The sequence below is a fragment of the Micromonospora sp. NPDC049101 genome (assembly GCF_040648675.1).
GTDB lineage: Bacteria > Actinomycetota > Actinomycetes > Mycobacteriales > Micromonosporaceae > Micromonospora.
The window spans coordinates 471846-490469 of sequence record NZ_JBEZED010000001.1 but is presented as its reverse complement, the minus strand read 5'-3'; the positions used below and the strand labels follow the sequence as shown (position 1 = coordinate 490469).

The window sequence follows — 18624 nt, the reverse complement described above, 5'->3', positions numbered from 1 at the left end:
GGGTCATCCTTCGCGTCCCCGGCCGCGGGCCAGCGCCAGGCGGGACGGTTTCGGCAGATCCAGTGGGAGGACCCGGACCGGGGGCCGCGGTGGCGGATCGCCCGGGACGGTGTCGTGGTGGGGGCGGTGCGGTGCCGGGATGGTGGCCCGACCGGTGCCGCGTACCGGGTCGCGGGCCGGTGCCGGCGGGCGCGGGCGCGGCGACACCACCTGGACGGCGGCCAGTGCCGCCCCGGCGGCGGCGGTCAGTTGCGAGTCCGGTTCGACCTCGACCGGCACCGGCAGGGCCGCGCTGATCAGCTCGGTGACGAGCGGAACGCGGGTCGAACCTCCCGCCAGCAGGACGCCGTCGAGCTGCGCCGGCGTCAGGTCGGCGCTGCGCACGGCCCGCAGCAGCAGGTCGACGGTGGCCTGCACCAGCGGGCGGATCATGTGCTCGAACTGCACCCGGGTCACCGGGATCCGTGCCGGGCCGGCCGGCAGGGCCAACACCACGTCGGCCGCCAGGTCGACGGTCAGCACCCGCTTGACCCGGTCACACTCCGCACGCAACCCGCGCAGCGCGGCCTGGGTGCCGCGACGGGCGGTGCTGGCCAACTCCCGGGCCAGCACCGCACGGGTGTGCCCGGACAGGGCCTCGTCGAAGTCGGCGCCGCCAACCGAGTCGAGACCCTGCGGCGTGCCGAACGTCTCGTACGTGCCGTGGGCGGTGCGACGCACCAGGGCGGCCTCGAAGCTGTTGCCCCCCAGGGCGTAGACGACGGCAGTAGTGCCCGCGAACCCGCGGGCGGCATGGCTCTCGGCCACCGTGACCGTGCGCGGCAGCAACGTCACGTGCCGCAGGCCGAACGCCGACAGGGCCCGGTGCAGCACCTCTCGCCGGTAGGGGCGCCACCCCGCCGGGTGGCTCAGCACGACGGCCTCGGCCGGGCCGCCCTCCAGGGCGTGCACCCGGTCCACCACCCACGCCGCGAGCTCCGCGGTCAGCGTCTGCGGTGTGCACGCCTCGCCACCCAGCAGCAGCGGCACGTCGTCACCGATCCGGTGGACGAAGTCCCGGGTGGTGCGGCTGCCGTCGTCGGTCGCGGGCTCGCCGACGTGCAGCGAGCCGTCCTCGGACAGGCACAGCACCGACGGTACGACAGGGGAGTCGACGTGCAGCGGGACCGCCTCGGGGCGGGTCCACCTCGCGCCGTTTCGCCGTGCGACCGTGGCGGCGGTGTTGGTGCTCCCGATGTCTATCCCCAGGACGTACGCCATCGTCTCTTCTCCCCCCGTGAGTTGGCCGGTCGGTGGCGATGGTGTCGGTGCTCTCGACGACCCACCCCCGGCGAACCCCGCGGGCTCCTACGTTCGTACCAGAGATCAGCCCCTGGTCGGGACCCTAATCTCGCCGGGACGGTTTCCCCCTGTCCCCCTAACGTACGAGGTGGCGGAGTCCCTAGTTCAACCGGGCCGGATGCGGGCTGAGCCCCGATGCCCGGGGTGCGCCCCCGGCCCTAGCGTCACTGTCGACGTACGACACCCGCCGACGCCACATCCGAGGAGAACCCGGCACATGGACTCGCACCAGACCCTCCACGACTTCGTGCTCGACCTGCTGACGAACCCCGACGCGCGGTCGGCCTTCGACCTCGACCCCGAGGGTGCGCTGCGGGGCGCGGGGCTCACCGACATCACCGCGGCGGACGTGCAGGACGTCGTGCCGCTGGTCGTCGACTACGCGCCGGGGGCGGGCCTCGCGCCGTTGGCCTCGCCGGTCGGGCAGCTCGGGCTGGACCCGCTGCTCACCGACGCCACAGATGTGGTGGGTCAGTTGCAGAGCGTGGCGCAGCAGATCAGCGTGACGAGTTCCCCCACCGGCGTGGACATCAAGGCCGGCGTGCTCGGCGCCATCGCGGTGGACTCGTCGACGGCCGCCGCCGGGGTCACCGTGCTGCCGGGGATCGGCCTGGGCGTCGGTCCGTCCGGCCTCGACACCGACTTCGCCGGCGTCTCCGATGTGGCGTACACCCTGGACGCCGACGTGGTGCAGCCGGTGGACGCGATCGCGGACCCGGTGGTCGGCGACGTCACCGGCACCGTCGGTGACGCGAGCGGTCTGCTCGGTGGCACCGACCCGAACCTGATCGGCGGCGACCTGGTCGGTGGCGTCCTCCCCGGCGCCCACGGCCAGATCGGCGGGGTCGTCAGCTCCCTCGGTGTCGACGACACCCTTGGTGGGCTGGGCCTCGGGCACGGCGACGGTGTCGTCGGCGGTGTGGTCCCGCCGCTCGACGTGCAGTCGACGGTGGGCGGCGTGACGCACCAGGTGGACAGCCTCCTCCCCGGTGTCACCGGCACGGTCGGTGACGTGACCGGCGGGGCCACCGATGGTGTGCTCGGCGGCGACTCGCACGCCTCGTCCGATCACGGGCTGCTGGGTCTCACCGGCGGCCTGCTCTGACCTGGTTCTCCGGTCGGAGCGGAGGGTCGGATCGTCTCGGGCGATCCGGCCCTCTCCGGTTCCAGTTCCGGAACCTCTTGATAATTGAGCCGAAATCCGCACACTTGGTGCGGTGATGGCCGGGATCTGGTTGGACGTGCTGGACGACATCGCCCGCACGTGCAGTGCACACGGTCGTGGCGACCTGCTCCAGACGGTCCGGCAGAAGCGTGCCCAACTGCTGGACCCGACGCTGCGCGTCCTGGTCATCGGTGAACCGAACCAGGGCAAGAGTCAGTTGATCAACGCGATCATCAACGCCCCGGCCTGCCCGGTCGGCGACGGCCGCACGACAGTCCTCCCGACGGTGGTGCAGCATGCCGAGGCCCCGTCCGCCGCGGTCGCGCAGGCGCCACCGGCCCGCGGCGGTCCCGCCGGCACCGCGCTCGCGGTGGCCGTCGAGCGGACCCCGGTGGCGCTCGACCAGGTCGCCCAGAGCGTGGCCGGCATGGTCGGACGACAGCCGGGCGGCGGTCCCGCGTACGTCGAGATCGGGGTGCCCCGCGCCCTGCTCGGCGCCGGGCTGGTGCTGGTGGACACTCCCGGCACCGACGAGGTCGCCGGCATCGGTGGCGCCGCCTCGGTCGCCGCTCCCGCCCGCGCCGACACCGTGCTGCTGGTCTCCGACTCCACCCGGGACCTGTCGGTCGCCGAACTCAACATGCTGCTGCACGTGGTGCGCTCGCACCCCAACGTGGTGGTGGTGCAGAGCAAGACGGATCTGGTGGCGGACTGGCGCGCGGTCGCCGAGCGCAACCGGCAGCACCTGGCCGAAGCCGGCATCCCGGCGACGCTGATCCCGGTTTCGGCGACGCTGCGCCTGCGCGCCGCCGGTGCCGACGACCGGGGCCTCAACGCCGAGTCCGGCTTCCCCGCGCTGATCGCCCGACTACAGCGGGACCTGGCCGGCAAGGCCGACCACCTGGCCAGGGCCTCGGTGCAGACGGTGGCTCGGACGGTGGTGGAGCAGTTGGCCGCGCCGCTGCGCGCCGAGCTGGCGACCCAGGAGGCCGAGGAGCAGTCCGGGCCGATCTCCCGGCTGCACGCCGCGCAGCGTGAGGTCGACGAGCTGCGCCGGTGCTCCACCCGGTGGCAGAACACGCTGAACGACGAGATCGGCGACCTGCTGTCCGACATCGAGTACGACCTGCGCGACCGGACCCGACAGATCCTGCGGACGGTCGACGAGGCGTTCGACACCGCCGATCCGCTCGTCGCCTGGGACACCTTCCAGGACTGGCTGGAGCGGAGCCTGGTGGAGGCCGCGGAGGCCAACCACGAGTGGCTGGTCCAGCGCTGCGACTGGATCGCCCGCCGGGTGGCCGCCAACTTCAACAGGTACGGCTACGACGTGCTGCCGCCCTGGTCGATGACGATGCCGGAGGACCTCGGGGAGCGGCTGCCCGAGTTGCAGATGCCGACGATCGACAGGTTCACCGCGAGCCAGAAGCTGTTCACCGGCATGAAGGGCTCCTACGGCGGGATGCTGATGTTCGGTCTGGCGACCACCCTGGCCGGCATGCCGATGATCAACCCGGTCTCGGTGGGGATCGGGGCGCTGTTCGGCGGCAAGAGCATCCGCGACGAGAGCAAGCAGTTGCTCCGTCGCCGGCAGGCGACAGTCAAGACGGCCATCCAGCGACATGTCGACGACTTCTTCGTCCGGATGATCCGCGACTGCCGCGACGCCGCCCGGCAGGTGCAGCGGATGCTGCGGGACCACTTCACGGGCCTGACCGAGGAGCTTCAGGAGGCGATCGTCCAGTCGTTCCGCAGCGCCAAGCAGGAGGCGGACACCGATGCCTCGCTGCGCGAGCAGCGGCAGCGCGAGATCCGGCTGAAGATGACCCGGTTGGCCGCACTCCACGAGCAGGCCCAGCAGTTGACGGGCACGCGTTCCGCGCCGCTGCGGTTGGAGCCGCAGGCATGACGGTGGGGCAGCGCCTCGACGAGGCGGCCTGGGGGTTGCTGCACCAGGCCATCGACCTCTACCAGGACAACCCCCGGGCCGTCGGGCAGTTGCGACACCAGGTCGCCCGTCTGGAGCAACCGCTGCGGATCGCGGTTGCCGGCCCGTGGCGATCGGGCAAGTCGACGGTGCTCAACGCGCTGATGGGGGAGGAGGTCGCGCCGGTCGAGAGGGCAGACGGGGCGTTCACCTGGTACGAGGACGGCGCCGAGCCCCGCGCGACCGCCTATCCGGCCGGTCAGCCGCCGCAGGAGTTGACGGTGGTCAAGTCGGCGACCGGCCTGCGGGTGGATCTCGGCTGGGGCGCGGGGGACGTCCGCGACATCGTGGTGCGGTGGCCGACGCGGGCGCTGCGGCAGGTCACGCTTATCGACACCCCGGCGGTCACCGGCGGCGTGGAGCAGGGCCGGGCGCCGGTGTTGGAGCGGGTGTTTCGGGACGCGGACGCGGTGCTGTATCTGACCCGCGACGCGCGCGACAGTGACCTGCGGGTGCTGGAGTCCGGCCGGGACAGCGTGGTCGGGCAGACCGCACCGGTCAATGTGATCATGGTGCTGTCCCGGGCGGACGAGATCGGCGGAGGCCGGATCGACGGCCTGCTCACCGCCCGTCAGCTCGCTCGTCGGCACTACCGCGATCCACGGGTCGGTGCGCTCAGCGTGAACGTGGTGGCGTGCAGCGGGATGCTCGGCCTGGCCGGCCGGATGCTCGGCGAGTCGGACTTCGCCGCGCTCGCGGCCATCGCCCAGGTGCCCAGGGCGGAGTTGGACGCCCACCTGCTCTCCGCCGACCGTTTCCTGCACGGTGAGCTGCCGGTACGGCTGGAAACCGAGGTGCGCGCCGCACTGCTGGACCGGTTCGGCGTCTTCGGCGTCCGGCTGGCGACCACACTGGTGCGCAGCGGGTTCGACAGCCGGGTGAAACTCTCCGCCGAGCTCATTCGGCGCAGCGGTCTCACCGAGCTGCGCGAGTCGGTGACCCGCTGTTTCATCGACCGCGCCGACGCCCTCAAGGCCCGGTCCGCGCTGGCCGCGGTCGAGACGTTGTTGCGGGCCGAGCCCACCCGTGGGTCCGCGGAGCTGGCCGGCGCCATCGAGCGGATCCTCGCCGGTGCACACGAGTTCCGGGAGCTACGCCTGCTTGTCGCGCTGCGCAGCACCCGGCTCGGCTTCGACGCGGAGTTGGCCGCCGAGGCGCAGCGGCTGGTCGGGGGCAACGGGGTGGGCCTCGCGGCCCGACTGGGCGTCGAGCACGAGGCGACCGTGCAGCGGCTCTGGGAGGTCGCCGCCGACGCGCAGTGGCGGTGGCGGGACCGGGCCGAGGATTCCCTGCTTCCGCTGGCACAGCGGCGCGGGGCCCAGGTCGTCGTCCGCAGCTGCGAGGGGATGATCGCCGAGTTGGTCGCGGGCGGTCGCTGACGCGTGGTGGGGGCGGCCCGGCGGCCGTCCCCACCGGTGTCCGCGTCGGGCTCAGCGCGGTTGGTACGTCTGGCAGTCGGCGATGTCCTGCCCCGGGCCCACCCGAATGGACGGTGCGTGACACTCCAACTCGGCGTTGTGTTGGCAGTCGCTGCGCTTGCAGGCGCCGACCTGGGCGATGACGCGGTCCAACCCGCCCTTGGTCGAGGTGTCGATGAACGTCGCGCAGGTGGCGTTCTGCTGCCCGATGGTAATGGCGAACGCGTGGCAGCCATCGTGGTTGTAGCCGCAGTCGGTGACGGTGCACTCGTGTACCCGCGGCATCTCCAGCATGTCGGTCATCAGCGATCTCGCTTCCGTCGGTGTGCCTGGCAAGCTCAGTACCCGGCTTCGACGGGACAACTCCCCATCAGCTGGCTCTTTCGGGGAGATTTCGCATAGGCGAGCCTTCCCTAACCACACTGATCGGCATCGGTCAGTCAGCGAGCACGTCGGCTTCGGCAACCGTGCGCCTGGCGGAGCAGCGCCTCGATCTGGTCGCCGAGGTGGTCGGGATGCCGCACCGGCGCCCCGAACCGCAGCCGGACGTCCCGGTCGCCCCGGGCCAGCTCCAGCCGGAGCACGACGCCGTGCCGGTCCAGGCGGACCGGTCGGACCTGGCGGACACCCTGCAGGTGGTGGGCAGGTATGAGCTGGCACAGCCGGTCGACGGTCTGCGGGTGATGGTGGTCGAGGTGGCACAGCAGGTCGGCCTCGGCGGTGGCCAGTGGGTCGGGCCGGGCGGCCACGAAGGCGTCCGGATCGACGGAGGTGGTGCGGCCATCGGCGGTCAGCTCGGCGGTGGCGAGGTCGAGGATCGTCACCAGCTCCTGATCACTGTCGGTCGGGACGTTCTCGGTCGCCAGCCAGCCGGTGAGCGTGCCGCGCCCGCGTACCCGGTTGCGGACCGGGGTGGGCGCCAGGTCGGTCACCTCGACCATCGCCACTGTCTCCCGCTGCTGCCCGAGGTGGTGGGTCAGGTGGCAGCCGGCCGGTAGGTCGATCCGCAGCCGCCCGTCGCCGGTCACCACGTGCCGTCCGGCGACGTACGCCTCGATTCCGGGGATGCGCAGGGTGAGGGAGTCGGCGGCGGCGAGCATCGAGCGGAGTCGGACGCCCGCGTCGTCGGTGGTGTCCGTGCTGGTCGAGGGGTTGCTCACGGCGATCATCTCCTAATAAGGTTAGCCTTACCTTACTTGAGAGGTGACTGATGAATCAGACCCGTCCCAAGGTCAGGCGTTCCCGCGCTCTGGGCATCGCGCTGACCCCGAAGTGCGTGCGCTACTTCGAACGCCGACCGTTCCCGCCCGGCCAGCACGGCCGCGCTCGACGCACCACCAGCGACTACAAGGTCCGACTGCTGGAGAAGCAGCGCCTCAAGGCGCAGTACGACCTGCACGAGGGCCAGCTTCGGCGCGCGTTCGACCGGGCCGTGCGCCGCTCGGGCAAGACCGGCGAGGAGTTGATCGTCGAGTTGGAGAGCCGGTTGGACGCGCTGGTGCTGCGCGCCGGGTTCGCCCGCACCATCTACCAGGCCCGTCAGGTCGTCACCCACCAGCACGTCACGGTGAACGGCCGGCGCGTGGACCGACCGTCCGCGCGGCTGCGGCCCGGCGACGTCATCGCCGTGGCGGAACGCAGCCGGGGCAAGGCGCCGTTCGTCGTCGCGGCGGCGGGGGCGCACGCCTCGGAACGTCCGGCCCCCTATCTCGAGGTCAGCCTGTCGGGCCTGACGGCGCGACTGACCCGCCTGCCGCAGCGGTCGGAGGTCCCGGTCGTCTGCGACGAGCAGCTCGTCGTCGAGTACTACTCGCGCTGACGTCCGGCGACTGGCCGTGGGGAGGGGCCCGAGCGCGGCGGGGCCCCACCCGCGGGCCGGAAAACGGTTATCTGATCTTGCTTCGGGCAGTCGCTCCTGACCTGCGGAGATAGCGCTCTCACGGATGGTGGAAGAGTGCTTGACGCGCCGGGATCCGACCGCAACGATGCATGCACATACCTCACTCCACCGCCAGGCGTGATCGGCGCACGCCGTCCTCGCACCGCGAAAGGACAATCGTGCGCAGATCCCTGAGATCGTGGTTCGGCGTCGCGCTGAGCGCGATCCTCGTGGCCGGCGGCATCGTCGCCGTGCCACCCACGGCCAGCGCCGCACCGTTCACCGTGCTGGTGTTCAGCAAGACCGCCGGCTTCCGACACGGGTCCATCACCCCGGGCATCACCGCCATCCAGCAGCTCGGCGCCGCCAACGGCTTCACCGTCGAGGCCACCGAGGACGCCGCCCAGTTCACCGACGCCAACCTGGACCGGTTCGCCGCGGTCATCTGGCTGTCCACCACCGGCGACGTGCTCAACGCCGCCCAGCAGGCCGCGTTCGAGCGCTACATCACCGGCGGGGGCGGCTACGTGGGCGTGCACGCCGCCTCGGACACCGAGTACGACTGGCCCTGGTACGGCGGGCTGGTCGGGGCGTACTTCGCCGCGCACCCGGCCGAGCAGACCGCCACCGTCAAGGTCGCCGACCAGGTGCACCCGTCCACCGCGACGTTGCCGCAGCGGTGGAGCCGGTTCGACGAGCTGTACAACTACCGCACCAACCCCCGGGGCGCCGCGCACGTGCTGGCCACGCTGGACGAGAGCACCTACACCGGCGGGAGCATGGGTGCCGACCACCCGATCTCCTGGTGCCAGAACTACTCCGGCGGTCGAGCCTGGTACACGGGCCTCGGGCACACCGACGCCTCGTACACCGAGGCGGCCTTCCGGCAACACCTGCTCGGCGGCATCCAGACCGCCGCCGGGGCGGTCGACGCCGACTGCGGCCCCACCGTCACCAGCAGCTTCCAACAGGTGGAGCTGGCCAGGGGCGCGGCCGAGACCGGCGAGCCGATGAGCCTCACCGTCCTGCCGGACCGGGGTGTGCTGCACACCTCCCGCGACGGCGTGATCCGGCACACCGACGCCGCCGGCAACACCAAGGTCGCCGCCACCCTGCCGGTCTACACCGGAGACGAGGAGGGCCTACAGGGCATCAAGGCGGACCCGAACTTCGCCACCAACCGCTGGGTGTACGCGTACTTCGCCCCGCCACTGAGCACCCCCGGCGGCGGTGCGCCCGCCGAGGGTACACCGGCCCAGTTCGCCGTCTGGGACGGCGTCAACCGGCTGGCCCGGTTCACCGTGAACGCGGACAACACCATCAACCTGGCCAGCGAGACGCTGGTCCTCAACGTGCCCACCAGTCGGGGCATGTGCTGCCACGTCGGCGGTGACATGGACTTCGACGCGGCGGGCAACCTCTACCTGTCCACCGGTGACGACACCAACCCGTTCGACTCGGCCGGCTTCACCCCGATCGACGAGCGGACCGGGCGCAACCCGGCGTTCGACGCGCAGCGCACCTCGGCCAACAGCAACGACCTGCGCGGCAAGGTGCTCCGGATCAAGCCGAGCGCGGCCGGCGGCTACACCATTCCGGCCGGCAACATGTTCGCCCCGGGCACCGCGCGGACCCGACCGGAGGTCTACGCGATGGGCTTCCGCAACCCGTTCCGGATGAGCGTGGACAAGGCCACCGGCATCGTCTACCTCGGTGACTACGGCCCCGACGCGGGCACCGCCGACCCGAACCGGGGGCCCGCGGGCAACGTGGAGTTCGCCCGCATCGACCGGCCCGGCTTCTACGGCTGGCCGTACTGCACCGCCCGCAACGACGCCTACAACGACTACACCTTCCCGTCCGGGCCGTCCGGGCCGAAGTTCAACTGCGCGGGCGGGCCGGTCAACAACTCGCCGAACAACACCGGCATCACCCAACTGCCGCCGGCCATCCCGGCCTGGTTGCCGTACGGCGGCTCCGGCTCGCCGCCGGAGTTCACCGGCGGTGGCCTGTCGCCGATGGGCGGCCCGGTCTACCGGTACGACCGGAACAACACCTCGCCCGTGGCGTTCCCGGAGTACTACGACGGGACCTACTTCGCCGGTGAGTTCGGTCGTCGCTGGATCAAGAACATCAAGCTCGACGCGTCCGGCCAACCACTGAAGATCAACCCGTTCCCGTGGACCGGCACCCAGGTCATGGACCTGGAGTTCGGGCCGGACGGTGCGCTCTACGTGCTCGACTACGGCACCGGCTGGTTCAACGGCGACGCCAACTCGGCGCTCTACCGCATCGAGTACGCCCGCGAGGGCCGCGCGCCCGTCGCCAAGGTGTCCGCCACCCCGACCAGTGGCACCGCGCCGCTGACCGTGGCCTTCTCCTCGGCCGGCACCCTCGACCCGGACGGTGACCCGTTCACCTACGCCTGGGACTTCGACAACAACGGCACCACCGACTCGACCGCGGCGAACCCGAGCTTCACGTACACCACCAACGGGACCCGCAGCCCCACGCTCACGGTCCGGGACAGCACCGGCAAGACGGCCACCGCGAGCCTTGTCGTCACCGTCGGCAACAGTGCCCCGGTCGTCACCGTGAACACCCCGTTGAACGGGCAGACCTTCAGCTTCGGGGACGCGGTGCCGTTCAGCGTGACAGTCACCGACGCCCAGGACGGTGCGATCAGCTGCGCCCGGGTGAAGGTGAACTACGTGCTCGGCCACGACTCGCACGGCCACCAGCTCGGCAGCGCGCAGGGCTGCTCCGGGGTCATCCAGACCTCGGCCGACGGTGAGCACGACACGGCGGCGAACATCTTCGGCATCATCGACGCCGAGTACACCGACCTGGGCGGCGGCGGCCAACCGGCGCTGACCACGCACACCCAGGCCGTGCTGCAACCGCGGGTCCGTCAGGCCGAGCACTTCGGTGACTCGTCCGGCGTCCAGGTCGTCGCCGGGGCGGCCGGACACGGCGGCGCGGCAGTCGGCTACATCGACAACAATGACTGGATCTCGTTCCGCCCGTACAACCTGACCGGCGTCCAGTCGTTCAGCGCCCGGGTCGGCGCACCGGCCGGCGGGGGCGGCACCCTCGAACTGCGGGTCGACTCGCCGACCGGGCCGCTCGTCGGCTCGGCCACCGTCGTGCCCACCGGCGGGTACGCCAATTTCGCCACGGTCACCGGCGGGGTCACCGCCCCCACCGGCACCCGGACCCTGTTCCTGGTCTTCAAGGGCACCGGCCCGTGGTTCGACATTGACGAGTTCACCCTCTCCGGCAGCCCCGGAGGACCCGGCCCGGACCCGGACCCCGAGCCGAGTGCCAACCTGGCGCGCGGCAAGCCGGCCCGCGCGTCCAGCTTCGAGGGCGCGTTCACCGCGGCGAACGCGTTCGACGGGGCGGCCGGCACCCGCTGGGGCAGCGCGTTCGGTGACCCGCAGTGGATCGACGTGGACCTGGGTGCCTCGTACGCCATCAACCGGGTCAAGCTGACCTGGGAGGCGGCGTACGGCAGCGGGTACCAGATCCAGACCTCACCGGACGGTGTCACCTTCACCACGATCCGGACGGTGACCGGCGGCGACGGCGGGGTGGACGACCTGACCGGGCTGACCGGCTCCGGCCGCTACATCCGGCTGCTCGGCACCACCCGGGGCACCGCCTGGGGCTACTCACTGTTCGAGTTCGAGGTGTACGGCGGCACCGGGAGCCCGACCGGCGGCAACCTGCTGCTGAACAAGCCCACGTCGACGTCCAGCACCGAGGGCGCCGACGTGTCCGGTGCCCAGGCGGTCGACGGCAGCCTCACCACCCGCTGGTCGAGCACGTTCTCCGACCCGCAGTGGATCCGGGTGGACCTCGGCAGCCCCACCGCGATCGGACGGGTCAAGCTGAGCTGGGAGGCGGCCTACAGCAGCGCGTACCAGATCCAGACCTCGAACGACGGCACCACCTGGACCACCGCGAAGACGGTGACCGGGGCCGACGGCGGCGTGGACGAGCACACCGGGCTCGCCGCCAACGGTCGCTACCTGCGGATCTACGGCACCGCCCGGGGCACCGGCTACGGCCACTCGCTCTGGGAGGTGGAGGCGTACACCAGCTGAACCACCACCTGAGTCCGCCCCCACCCTCGGATTGGGCGGTGGGGGCGGACTCCCCTCGATCACGTGCTGCTCAGTAGTAACGCTGGCCGCCTGACAACTACTCCTCAACACCGTTGCGTTAGGGCTGTAGCCGGCGGGTCAACCCGGGACGGGAAGTGCCCGATCGGGGAGCGGGTTGGGCCCGGCTTGGCGATCATGGAGTTGTGGTGCCGACTTTGGGGGTTTACGGGCTTTCTGTTACCCACCACAACTCCATGATCGGCGAGGCAGTGCTGGTCGACGAACAGCCGTTCCACCTAACGCAACGGCGTTGAACTACTCCTCATCACCTGATCATGGTGCGGCCCTGCGCGTGGTTCGACGGGCCGCTGGGTTGTGAGCGGCGCGCGGCAAGGCGTCGACGCGCGGCTTAGTCGTCGGCGACGGCCACCGGCTCCGAGCCGATGCAGCGCACCTTCAACTCGTACTCGCGGGTCGGCCCCGCGAACGTGACCTCGACGTCGTCGTCCGGGCCCCGGTCCACGTCCCGGACCCGGTAGCCCTGCGCGGGCGCCCACGAGACGAGGCGTACACCGTCAGGGCCGCACTCGGCCACGGCCGTGCCGCCGTCGGTGGCAAACCCGCGACGGGCCCCGGAGTTGGCGCTCGGCGCAGGGCTCGTCGTGCCCGGCCCGGGTGCGGCGGTGCCCGTCGTGCCGGTGGACACCGGCTCCGGCGAGGCGAGCGCCCGTTCGATCTCCGCCTCGCTGCGTACTCCGCCCGGAGTGCCGGTGATGCTCTCCCCGACTAACCGGATCGCACCCAGCCCGATCAGGGTGGCCACGGCGACCGTGGCCACCCACCCGGCGGCGACGAGGACCGAACGACGGCTCATGCCCCGACTATCCCCGATCCAGGGTGTTGCCGGCACATGTGAACCCTCGACCGGTGAACGTCACGACCAGTCCGCGCTCGCGCAGCAGACGCATCGCCGACCGGACCCACGAGCCATGCCGTCAAGCCGGCCGATCGAGCGTGTCGCCAGTGGTGCTGGCCTGCCAGGCTGTCTCCATGGCGAACGGTGGATCCCTGGCGGTCGTGCTGTCAATCGGAGCCCTCGTTGTGGCGGGAGCGAGCCTGCTGGTGTCGGTGCTGACCTACCGACGGGGTGGCGCGCGTGTGAGGGCCTACGTCCACACCGCCCATCGAAAGCTGAAGAGCGGGCGTGAGGTCGGCGTCCTGGCGGCCACGATCATCAACGAGGGATACGGCGCCGTGCAGCTACGCGGGGCTTCCTTTGGCTTCATCGGCCGGCCGTGGCCCAAGTTCACGATGGAAGGCACGGATGGCCCCGACTTCCCTATCAAGCTTGAAGGGCATCACGCCGAAACGGTATGGGTACCCATCGCCAGCTGCCTTCGCGAGATGGATCACCATCGAGTGACCGAGTTTCCATTTCAGGTCGTCTTCGCGCTGGGCTCCGGCCGGGCGGTTTTCAGCACCAACCGATGCGCTATCCCGCTCTGGATGATCCGCGAAGCGCTCCTCGATGTCAGAACCTTGGCGGAAGACGAGATGGATTTGTCCGACAGATGGGATGCGATTCGATACGCCGAACTTGACGCTTGGCTCAAGGACATGCTCGACAGGCACAAGCCCCCGCCGTCACTGGGATCGTGGTCTATCGCTGGCCCCGGGCACCCATCGCCAATTCCGCCCGCAGCCGATTCCGGACGGACCGGGGAATCGGCTGCGGGCTGAAGATCGGCTGTCGGTCGAGCGGCCAGCCGTTGTAGTCCGCGTAGAGCGTTGGCCGCCCCGCGACGGGCATCGGCCGTACTGGCGGCCGTGGTCCCGCGTGAGCGCCTCCGCCCGCTGCTCTCCCAGCCCGGCATCGATGATCGCCCGCATGGCCTCTTCGCTGCCGCGTCACCCTCGCCACCGAAGGGCCGGGACACGGCTCGGGCCGCTTCGTCGACCGGCACGGCGAGATCGCGTGGTCCTAGGCGGTGAGCCGCTAGCCTGCCAGGTGTGCCGCGTCTACTGCTCATCGAGGACGACCTGACGATCCGCACGCCGCTGATCCGGGCGTTGCGGGAACGCGGGCACGCGGTGGCCGCCGCCTCGACCGCGATGGCCGGTCTCCGCGACGCCCTGGAGGACCGGCCCGACCTCGTCGTGCTCGACCTGGGCCTGCCCGACCTGGACGGCCGTGAGCTGCTGCGGATGCTGCGCGCGGTCAGCTCCGTGCCGGTCATCGTGGCCACCGCCCGCGACGACGAGGCGGAGATGGTCCGGGTGCTCGACGCGGGCGCCGACGACTACCTGGTCAAGCCGTTCACCGCCGCGCAGCTCGACGCCCGCGCCCGGGCGGTGCTGCGGCGGGGCCCGGCCGGCGCGGACGGGCAGGACCCGTCGCTCGTCGTGGGCGGGCTGCGCGTCGACCCCCGGTCCCGGCAGGTCACCCTGGACGGGACGGCTGTCGAGTTGACGCCGCGCGAGTTCGACCTGCTGCACCACCTGGCCGGCCGCCCCGGCCAGGTGGTGACCAAACGGGAGCTGCTCACCGAGGTCTGGCAGATCCCGTACGGCGGCGCCGACAAGACCGTCGACGTGCACCTGTCCTGGCTGCGCCGCAAGCTGGGGGAGAACGCCCAACAGCCGCGCTACCTGCACACCGTGCGCGGGGTCGGTGTGCGCCTCGAGGCACCGGCGGCGCAGCCGTGAGGGTCCGGCTCGCGCTGCTTGTCGCCGCGGTCAGCGTGCTCACCCTCGTCGCCTTCCTGGTGCCGCTGGCGCTGCTGGTCCGCACCGTCGCGGAGGACCGGGCCACCGTCGCGGCCACCGCCGACGCGCAGAGCCTGGTGCCGGTGGTCGGCACCGCCGACGGGGCGACGATCCGGCTCACCGTCGAGCAACTCGCCGCGGAATCCGGGCGACCGGTGAGTGTCTTCCTGCCGGACGGGTCGGTGCTCGGCGCGCAGACCCCCCGTACGCCGGCGGTGGCCCTGGCCGCGCGCGGGCAGAGCCTCACCGGGGAGTCGGCGGCCGGCCGGGAGGTGGTCATCGCCGTGCAGGGTCGGGCGGACGGGACCGGGGTGATCCGGATCGTGGTGCCGCGCGACGAGCTGACCGCCGGGGTCACCCGGGCCTGGCTGGTGCTAGCCCTGCTCGGTGTGCTGCTGGTGCTGATCGGTCTGTTGGTCGCCGACCGGCTGGCCCGCACCCTGGTCCGGCCGATCAGCGACCTCTCCGCCGTGTCGCACCGGCTGGCCAACGCCGAGTTGGACGCCCGGGTCACCCCGGCCGGCCCGGCCGAGCTGCGCGAGGTGGCCGGTGCGCTCAACCACCTCGCCACCCGCATCCAGGTGCTCCTGGTGCAGGAACGCGAACAGGTCGCCGACCTGTCGCACCGGTTGCGTACCCCGTTGACGGCGTTGCGGCTGGAGGCGGAGTCGTTGCGCGACCCGGAGGACGCCGCCCGGATCACCGCCGCGGCCGACGGTCTCGAACGCGCGGTCACCGGGCTGATCCGGCAGGCCCGGTGGCGTCACTCACCGACGGCGCGGCCGGCCGCCTCGGACGCGGCGGCGATCGTCGCCGAGCGGGTCGCGTTCTGGTCGGTGCTGGCCGAGGACACCGGCCGGGCCGTCACCCTCGACCTGGTGCCCGGCCCGCTGCCGGTGGGTGTGCCCGCCGACGACCTGGCGGCGGCCGTGGACGCCCTGCTCGGCAACGTCTTCGCGCACACCCCGGACGGGACGCCGTTCGCCGTCCACCTCGGCCGCGACGCGGGGGAGGTGGTCCTCACCGTCGCCGACGAGGGGCCGGGGATGCCGGTCGGGGCGGTCCGGCGGGGCGCCAGCGCGGCCGGGTCGACGGGCCTCGGCCTGGACATCGCCCGGCGCGCCGGGCAGGCCGGCGGTGGCCGCCTGGAGTTGCACACCGACCCGACGGGCGGGGCGCGGGTGCTGCTGCGGCTCGGCCCACCGACGCCGCAGCGGGAGGCGTAGGCGCTGCGGTGCCGCAGCGGGAGGCATAGGCGCTGCGGCGTCGGGTAGCTGCCAGCTATGGCGCGGTATACGAAACCCGAACTCAGAGAGCAGATCAAGGAAGAGATCAAGGCTTCCGACAAGGGTGGTCGGCCGGGGCAGTGGTCGGCACGTAAGTCACAGGTGGTCACGCAGGAGTACAAGAAGCGCGGCGGGGAATTCCTGGGCGAAAAGGACGAGCGGCAGAAGTCGCTCCAGCGCTGGGGCAACGAGAAGTGGCAGACGAAGGAGGGCGACACCCGCGCCCGCAAGGGCGACACGACGAGTCGTTACCTGCCCAAGAAGGCGTGGGACGAGATGTCGGACAGCCAGAAGCGCGCGACCGACACCAAGAAGCGCGAAGCGTCCCGGTCCGGCAGGCAGTACGTCGCCAACACCGGCCCGGCCAAGCGAGCGCGTCGAGATGCCACCACCGCCGGTCGGATATCGGAGATGTCGGTCGCCGAGGCGGCCAAGCTGGTCCGTGGGCTCGACACCCGCCAGCTCAGGACCGCGCTGCGCAACGAGCACGCCGGCAAGGACCGCAAGACGCTCGTCCAGCGGCTTGAGGCCGAGCTCAACCGGCGCGGCTGACCTGTCAGGGAGCCTGACCGGTGGCCTCGAAGCCCGTCGCGGTGATCCGGTCGTCCTGTCGGCGGCGCAGGATCTGCACCTCGGTGGTGGCCTCGGTGCCGGTCAACGGCAGCACTCCCACCGAGGCGGGCACCACGGCGGAGACGCTCGCCGGGGCGATCGTCACCCCGAGGCCGGCCGCGACCAGGTGCGCCACCGTGGCCCAACTGGTGGCGTCCTGGACGATGTTGGGTGTGTAGCCGGCTTCCAGGCACGGCCGGAGATTGCGTTGGTAGGCCCGCTCGCTGGCCACCCGGGGGAAGAAGACGAACGGGTCGTCGCGCAGCACCGCGGCGTCGATCGCGAGGTCTCCCGCGTGCGGGTGATCGGCCGGCAGGACGGCGACGAAGGACTCGGTGGCGAACGGGGTGCCGACCAGGTCGTCGTGGTCGTCCGGGTCCCGCACCACGCCGAGATCGACCTCGCCGTTCCGCAACCGGTCGACGATGTCCGCCGTGTACGCCTCGTGCAGGCGTAGGTGCACGGCCGGGTAGCGCTCGCGGAATCGACGGATCGGCCCGGCCAGCCCGAGCTGGATCGCCGAACTGACGAAACCGATGTCGAAGCGCCCCTGCTCCCCGCGCCCGATCCGACCCGCCTCGTGCACGTCGTCGGCCACGGTGGCCAGCACCCGCCGGCACCGGTCGAGGTACGCCTCGCCCGCGGGCGTCAGCGCCACCGACCGGGAGGTACGCACGAACAGCGGCGTGCCGATCATCGCCTCAAGCTGGCGGATCTGCTGCGACAGCGGGGGCTGGGCCATCCGCAGCCGCACCGCGGCCCGGCCGAAGTGGAGCTCCTCGGCGACCGCGACGAAGTAGCGCAGGTGGCGCAACTCGGGTTCCATACCTCAAGAATACGGATGACCCCGAACAAGATATTGGACGTTCGAATGGCGGTGGCCGGAGAATCCCACCATGAAGCCGAGCACGCTGACCATCACGTCCATGACGACCGCCGCCGAGGCCGAGGCCTTCCGGACGCTGAACGAGGAATGGATCGCCCACTTCTTCACCATCGAGGAGTCGGACCGTAAGACGCTCAACGACCCGTTCGCCGCCATCGTCGACCCGGGTGGCGACGTGCTGATCGTCCGCGACGGCGGGGAGATCATCGGCTGTGTCGCCCTGGTCCGCAGCTCGGACGACGTCTTCGAACTGTCGAAGATGACGGTGGTCCCGACGGTGCGCGGTCGGGGCATCGGCCGCCAGCTCATCGAGGCGGCGATCGCGCGCGCCCGCGAGCTCGGCGCGACCACCCTGTTCCTGGGCAGCAACACCAGGCTCGCGAACGCGGTGCACCTCTACGAGGCCACCGGTTTCCAGCATGTGAGTCCGGATCAGATCCCGCTGCCGCCGTACGCCCGCGCCGACGTCTTCATGAAGATGGCGCTCTGACCGGCCAGGCCGAGGGCCCGGCCGCAGGGTCGCTGGCTTAACCCGGCCTTAGCGTTCGGACAGCGCGGTGCTATCCCCGTTCAGCGGATCCTCGGAGTCGACAACCCAGGAGTTGACATCCGAGGAAAGGTGGACACCACGATGAAGCGCACCAACCTGCTTCTGGCGACGGTCGGCGGGTCGGCGGTGCTGGCGGTGGCCGGGGTCGCGCTCGGCGTCGACGCAGCGAACGACAGGCGCACCAGCGGCACGGCACTCGCCGCGGCCACCATCGCACCGACGGCCACGGACGCGCCGGAGGGCAGCGCCGCTCCGGCGACCAGCAGCGGTACGCCGTCGGCCGGCCCCGGATCGGGTACGCCGTCGAGCGGTACGCCGTCCACCGGCACCGCTCCGGCGGGCAGCGCGGTCGACGAGAAGCGCGCCGGTGAGATCGCGCTCGCCAAGGCCGGTGGCGGCCAGATCGTCGAGGTGGAGGCCGAGCAGGAGAAGGGCCGGCCGGTGTGGAGCGTCGAGATCGTCGCGGGCGACACCGAGCACGAGGTGGACGTCGACCGGGACAACGGCTCGGTGGTCAAGGCCGAGCAGGAGCCGGTCGACGGCGATGACGACAACGACGCCGACGACAACGACGCCAATGACAACGACGACGATGACAAGGACGACGACAACGACAACGACTAAC

16 protein-coding genes are annotated in these 18624 nt (G+C 71.5%); 11 read left to right on the top strand and 5 right to left on the bottom strand.

The annotated features are described in order from the left end of the window. Positions 1 to 3: 3 nt before the first annotated feature. On the bottom strand, positions 4 to 1260 hold the full coding sequence (locus tag AB0B57_RS02235) for an Hsp70 family protein (protein WP_357064276.1): 1257 nt from the start codon (positions 1258 to 1260) through the stop codon (positions 4 to 6). Between the two features lie 298 nt (positions 1261 to 1558). Between AB0B57_RS02235 and AB0B57_RS02230 the strand changes: the two genes are divergently transcribed. From AB0B57_RS02230 to AB0B57_RS02220, 3 genes are all read left to right on the top strand, one after another. After that, positions 1559 to 2446 (top strand): IniB N-terminal domain-containing protein, encoded by an 888-nt coding sequence (locus AB0B57_RS02230; protein ID WP_357064274.1) that lies wholly within the window; start codon positions 1559 to 1561, stop codon positions 2444 to 2446. 115 nt (positions 2447 to 2561) lie between these two features. Beyond that, positions 2562 to 4415 carry a dynamin family protein gene (locus AB0B57_RS02225; RefSeq protein WP_357064502.1) on the top strand — a complete coding sequence of 618 codons (1854 nt, stop codon included), beginning with the start codon at positions 2562 to 2564 and terminating at the stop codon, positions 4413 to 4415. Continuing rightward, entirely contained in the window at positions 4412 to 5872 is a 1461-nt protein-coding gene (locus AB0B57_RS02220) for a hypothetical protein (RefSeq protein ID WP_357064271.1), read from the top strand. Before AB0B57_RS02225 ends, AB0B57_RS02220 begins: the two co-directional genes overlap by 4 nt. A 51-nt stretch (positions 5873 to 5923) precedes the next feature. Here AB0B57_RS02220 and AB0B57_RS02215 read toward each other — a convergent pair whose 3' ends face one another. Both AB0B57_RS02215 and AB0B57_RS02210 read right to left on the bottom strand, forming a co-directional pair. Next, positions 5924 to 6214 (bottom strand): DUF1540 domain-containing protein, encoded by a 291-nt coding sequence (locus tag AB0B57_RS02215; protein WP_357064269.1) that lies wholly within the window; start codon positions 6212 to 6214, stop codon positions 5924 to 5926. Between the two features lie 137 nt (positions 6215 to 6351). Continuing rightward, positions 6352 to 7011, bottom strand: a complete 660-nt coding sequence (locus AB0B57_RS02210) for a DUF2470 domain-containing protein (protein WP_357064500.1) — start codon at positions 7009 to 7011, stop codon at positions 6352 to 6354. Between the two features lie 110 nt (positions 7012 to 7121). Between AB0B57_RS02210 and rpsD the strand changes: the two genes are divergently transcribed. Together rpsD and AB0B57_RS02200 are read left to right on the top strand one after the other, a co-directional pair. Next, on the top strand, positions 7122 to 7730 hold the full coding sequence (gene rpsD, locus AB0B57_RS02205; protein ID WP_357064267.1) for a 30S ribosomal protein S4: 609 nt from the start codon (positions 7122 to 7124) through the stop codon (positions 7728 to 7730). Between the two features lie 239 nt (positions 7731 to 7969). Next, positions 7970 to 11899: a ThuA domain-containing protein gene (locus AB0B57_RS02200; RefSeq protein WP_357064264.1), complete on the top strand. Its 3930-nt coding sequence runs from the start codon at positions 7970 to 7972 to the stop codon at positions 11897 to 11899. Positions 11900 to 12308: 409 nt separating this feature from the next. Here AB0B57_RS02200 and AB0B57_RS02195 read toward each other — a convergent pair whose 3' ends face one another. Then, the gene (locus tag AB0B57_RS02195; protein WP_357064262.1) at positions 12309 to 12773 is read right to left on the bottom strand and encodes a septum formation initiator; all 465 of its coding nucleotides are present in this window, start codon (positions 12771 to 12773) and stop codon (positions 12309 to 12311) included. A 53-nt stretch (positions 12774 to 12826) separates the two neighbouring features. On the opposite strand from AB0B57_RS02195, the gene AB0B57_RS02190 reads away from it, so the two are divergent. The 4 genes from AB0B57_RS02190 to AB0B57_RS02175 all read left to right on the top strand — a co-directional run bounded on the left by AB0B57_RS02190 (position 12827) and on the right by AB0B57_RS02175 (position 16503). Further along, positions 12827 to 13639 (top strand): hypothetical protein, encoded by an 813-nt coding sequence (locus tag AB0B57_RS02190; RefSeq protein ID WP_357064259.1) that lies wholly within the window; start codon positions 12827 to 12829, stop codon positions 13637 to 13639. A gap of 270 nt (positions 13640 to 13909) precedes the next feature. After that, positions 13910 to 14605, top strand: coding sequence for a response regulator transcription factor (locus AB0B57_RS02185; protein WP_357064256.1), 696 nt, complete (start codon positions 13910 to 13912; stop codon positions 14603 to 14605). Further along, entirely contained in the window at positions 14602 to 15891 is a 1290-nt protein-coding gene (locus AB0B57_RS02180; RefSeq protein WP_357064253.1) for a HAMP domain-containing sensor histidine kinase, read from the top strand. Before AB0B57_RS02185 ends, AB0B57_RS02180 begins: the two co-directional genes overlap by 4 nt. Positions 15892 to 15948: 57 nt before the next feature. Beyond that, on the top strand, positions 15949 to 16503 hold the full coding sequence (locus AB0B57_RS02175) for a DUF5872 domain-containing protein (protein ID WP_357064250.1): 555 nt from the start codon (positions 15949 to 15951) through the stop codon (positions 16501 to 16503). 4 nt (positions 16504 to 16507) lie between these two features. Here AB0B57_RS02175 and AB0B57_RS02170 read toward each other — a convergent pair whose 3' ends face one another. Beyond that, positions 16508 to 17389, bottom strand: coding sequence for a LysR substrate-binding domain-containing protein (locus AB0B57_RS02170; protein WP_357064247.1), 882 nt, complete (start codon positions 17387 to 17389; stop codon positions 16508 to 16510). A gap of 70 nt (positions 17390 to 17459) precedes the next feature. On the opposite strand from AB0B57_RS02170, the gene AB0B57_RS02165 reads away from it, so the two are divergent. Together AB0B57_RS02165 and AB0B57_RS02160 are read left to right on the top strand one after the other, a co-directional pair. Next, positions 17460 to 17939, top strand: a complete 480-nt coding sequence (locus AB0B57_RS02165; protein WP_357064244.1) for a GNAT family N-acetyltransferase — start codon at positions 17460 to 17462, stop codon at positions 17937 to 17939. Between the two features lie 141 nt (positions 17940 to 18080). Further along, the gene (locus AB0B57_RS02160) at positions 18081 to 18623 is read left to right on the top strand and encodes a PepSY domain-containing protein (protein WP_357064241.1); all 543 of its coding nucleotides are present in this window, start codon (positions 18081 to 18083) and stop codon (positions 18621 to 18623) included. Position 18624 lies beyond the last annotated feature (1 nt).

Coding starts and splice junctions, on each gene's coding strand:
- AB0B57_RS02170 (WP_357064247.1), bottom strand. CDS start 17,389: ATGGAACCCGAGTTGCGCCACCTGCGCTACTTCGTCGCGGTCGCCGAG.
- AB0B57_RS02230 (WP_357064274.1), top strand. CDS start 1,559: ATGGACTCGCACCAGACCCTCCACGACTTCGTGCTCGACCTGCTGACG.
- rpsD (WP_357064267.1), top strand. CDS start 7,122: ATGAATCAGACCCGTCCCAAGGTCAGGCGTTCCCGCGCTCTGGGCATC.
- AB0B57_RS02175 (WP_357064250.1), top strand. CDS start 15,949: ATGGCGCGGTATACGAAACCCGAACTCAGAGAGCAGATCAAGGAAGAG.
- AB0B57_RS02210 (WP_357064500.1), bottom strand. CDS start 7,011: ATGCTCGCCGCCGCCGACTCCCTCACCCTGCGCATCCCCGGAATCGAG.
- AB0B57_RS02160 (WP_357064241.1), top strand. CDS start 18,081: ATGAAGCGCACCAACCTGCTTCTGGCGACGGTCGGCGGGTCGGCGGTG.
- AB0B57_RS02215 (WP_357064269.1), bottom strand. CDS start 6,214: ATGACCGACATGCTGGAGATGCCGCGGGTACACGAGTGCACCGTCACC.
- AB0B57_RS02235 (WP_357064276.1), bottom strand. CDS start 1,260: ATGGCGTACGTCCTGGGGATAGACATCGGGAGCACCAACACCGCCGCC.
- AB0B57_RS02195 (WP_357064262.1), bottom strand. CDS start 12,773: ATGAGCCGTCGTTCGGTCCTCGTCGCCGCCGGGTGGGTGGCCACGGTC.
- AB0B57_RS02220 (WP_357064271.1), top strand. CDS start 4,412: ATGACGGTGGGGCAGCGCCTCGACGAGGCGGCCTGGGGGTTGCTGCAC.
- AB0B57_RS02225 (WP_357064502.1), top strand. CDS start 2,562: ATGGCCGGGATCTGGTTGGACGTGCTGGACGACATCGCCCGCACGTGC.
- AB0B57_RS02165 (WP_357064244.1), top strand. CDS start 17,460: ATGAAGCCGAGCACGCTGACCATCACGTCCATGACGACCGCCGCCGAG.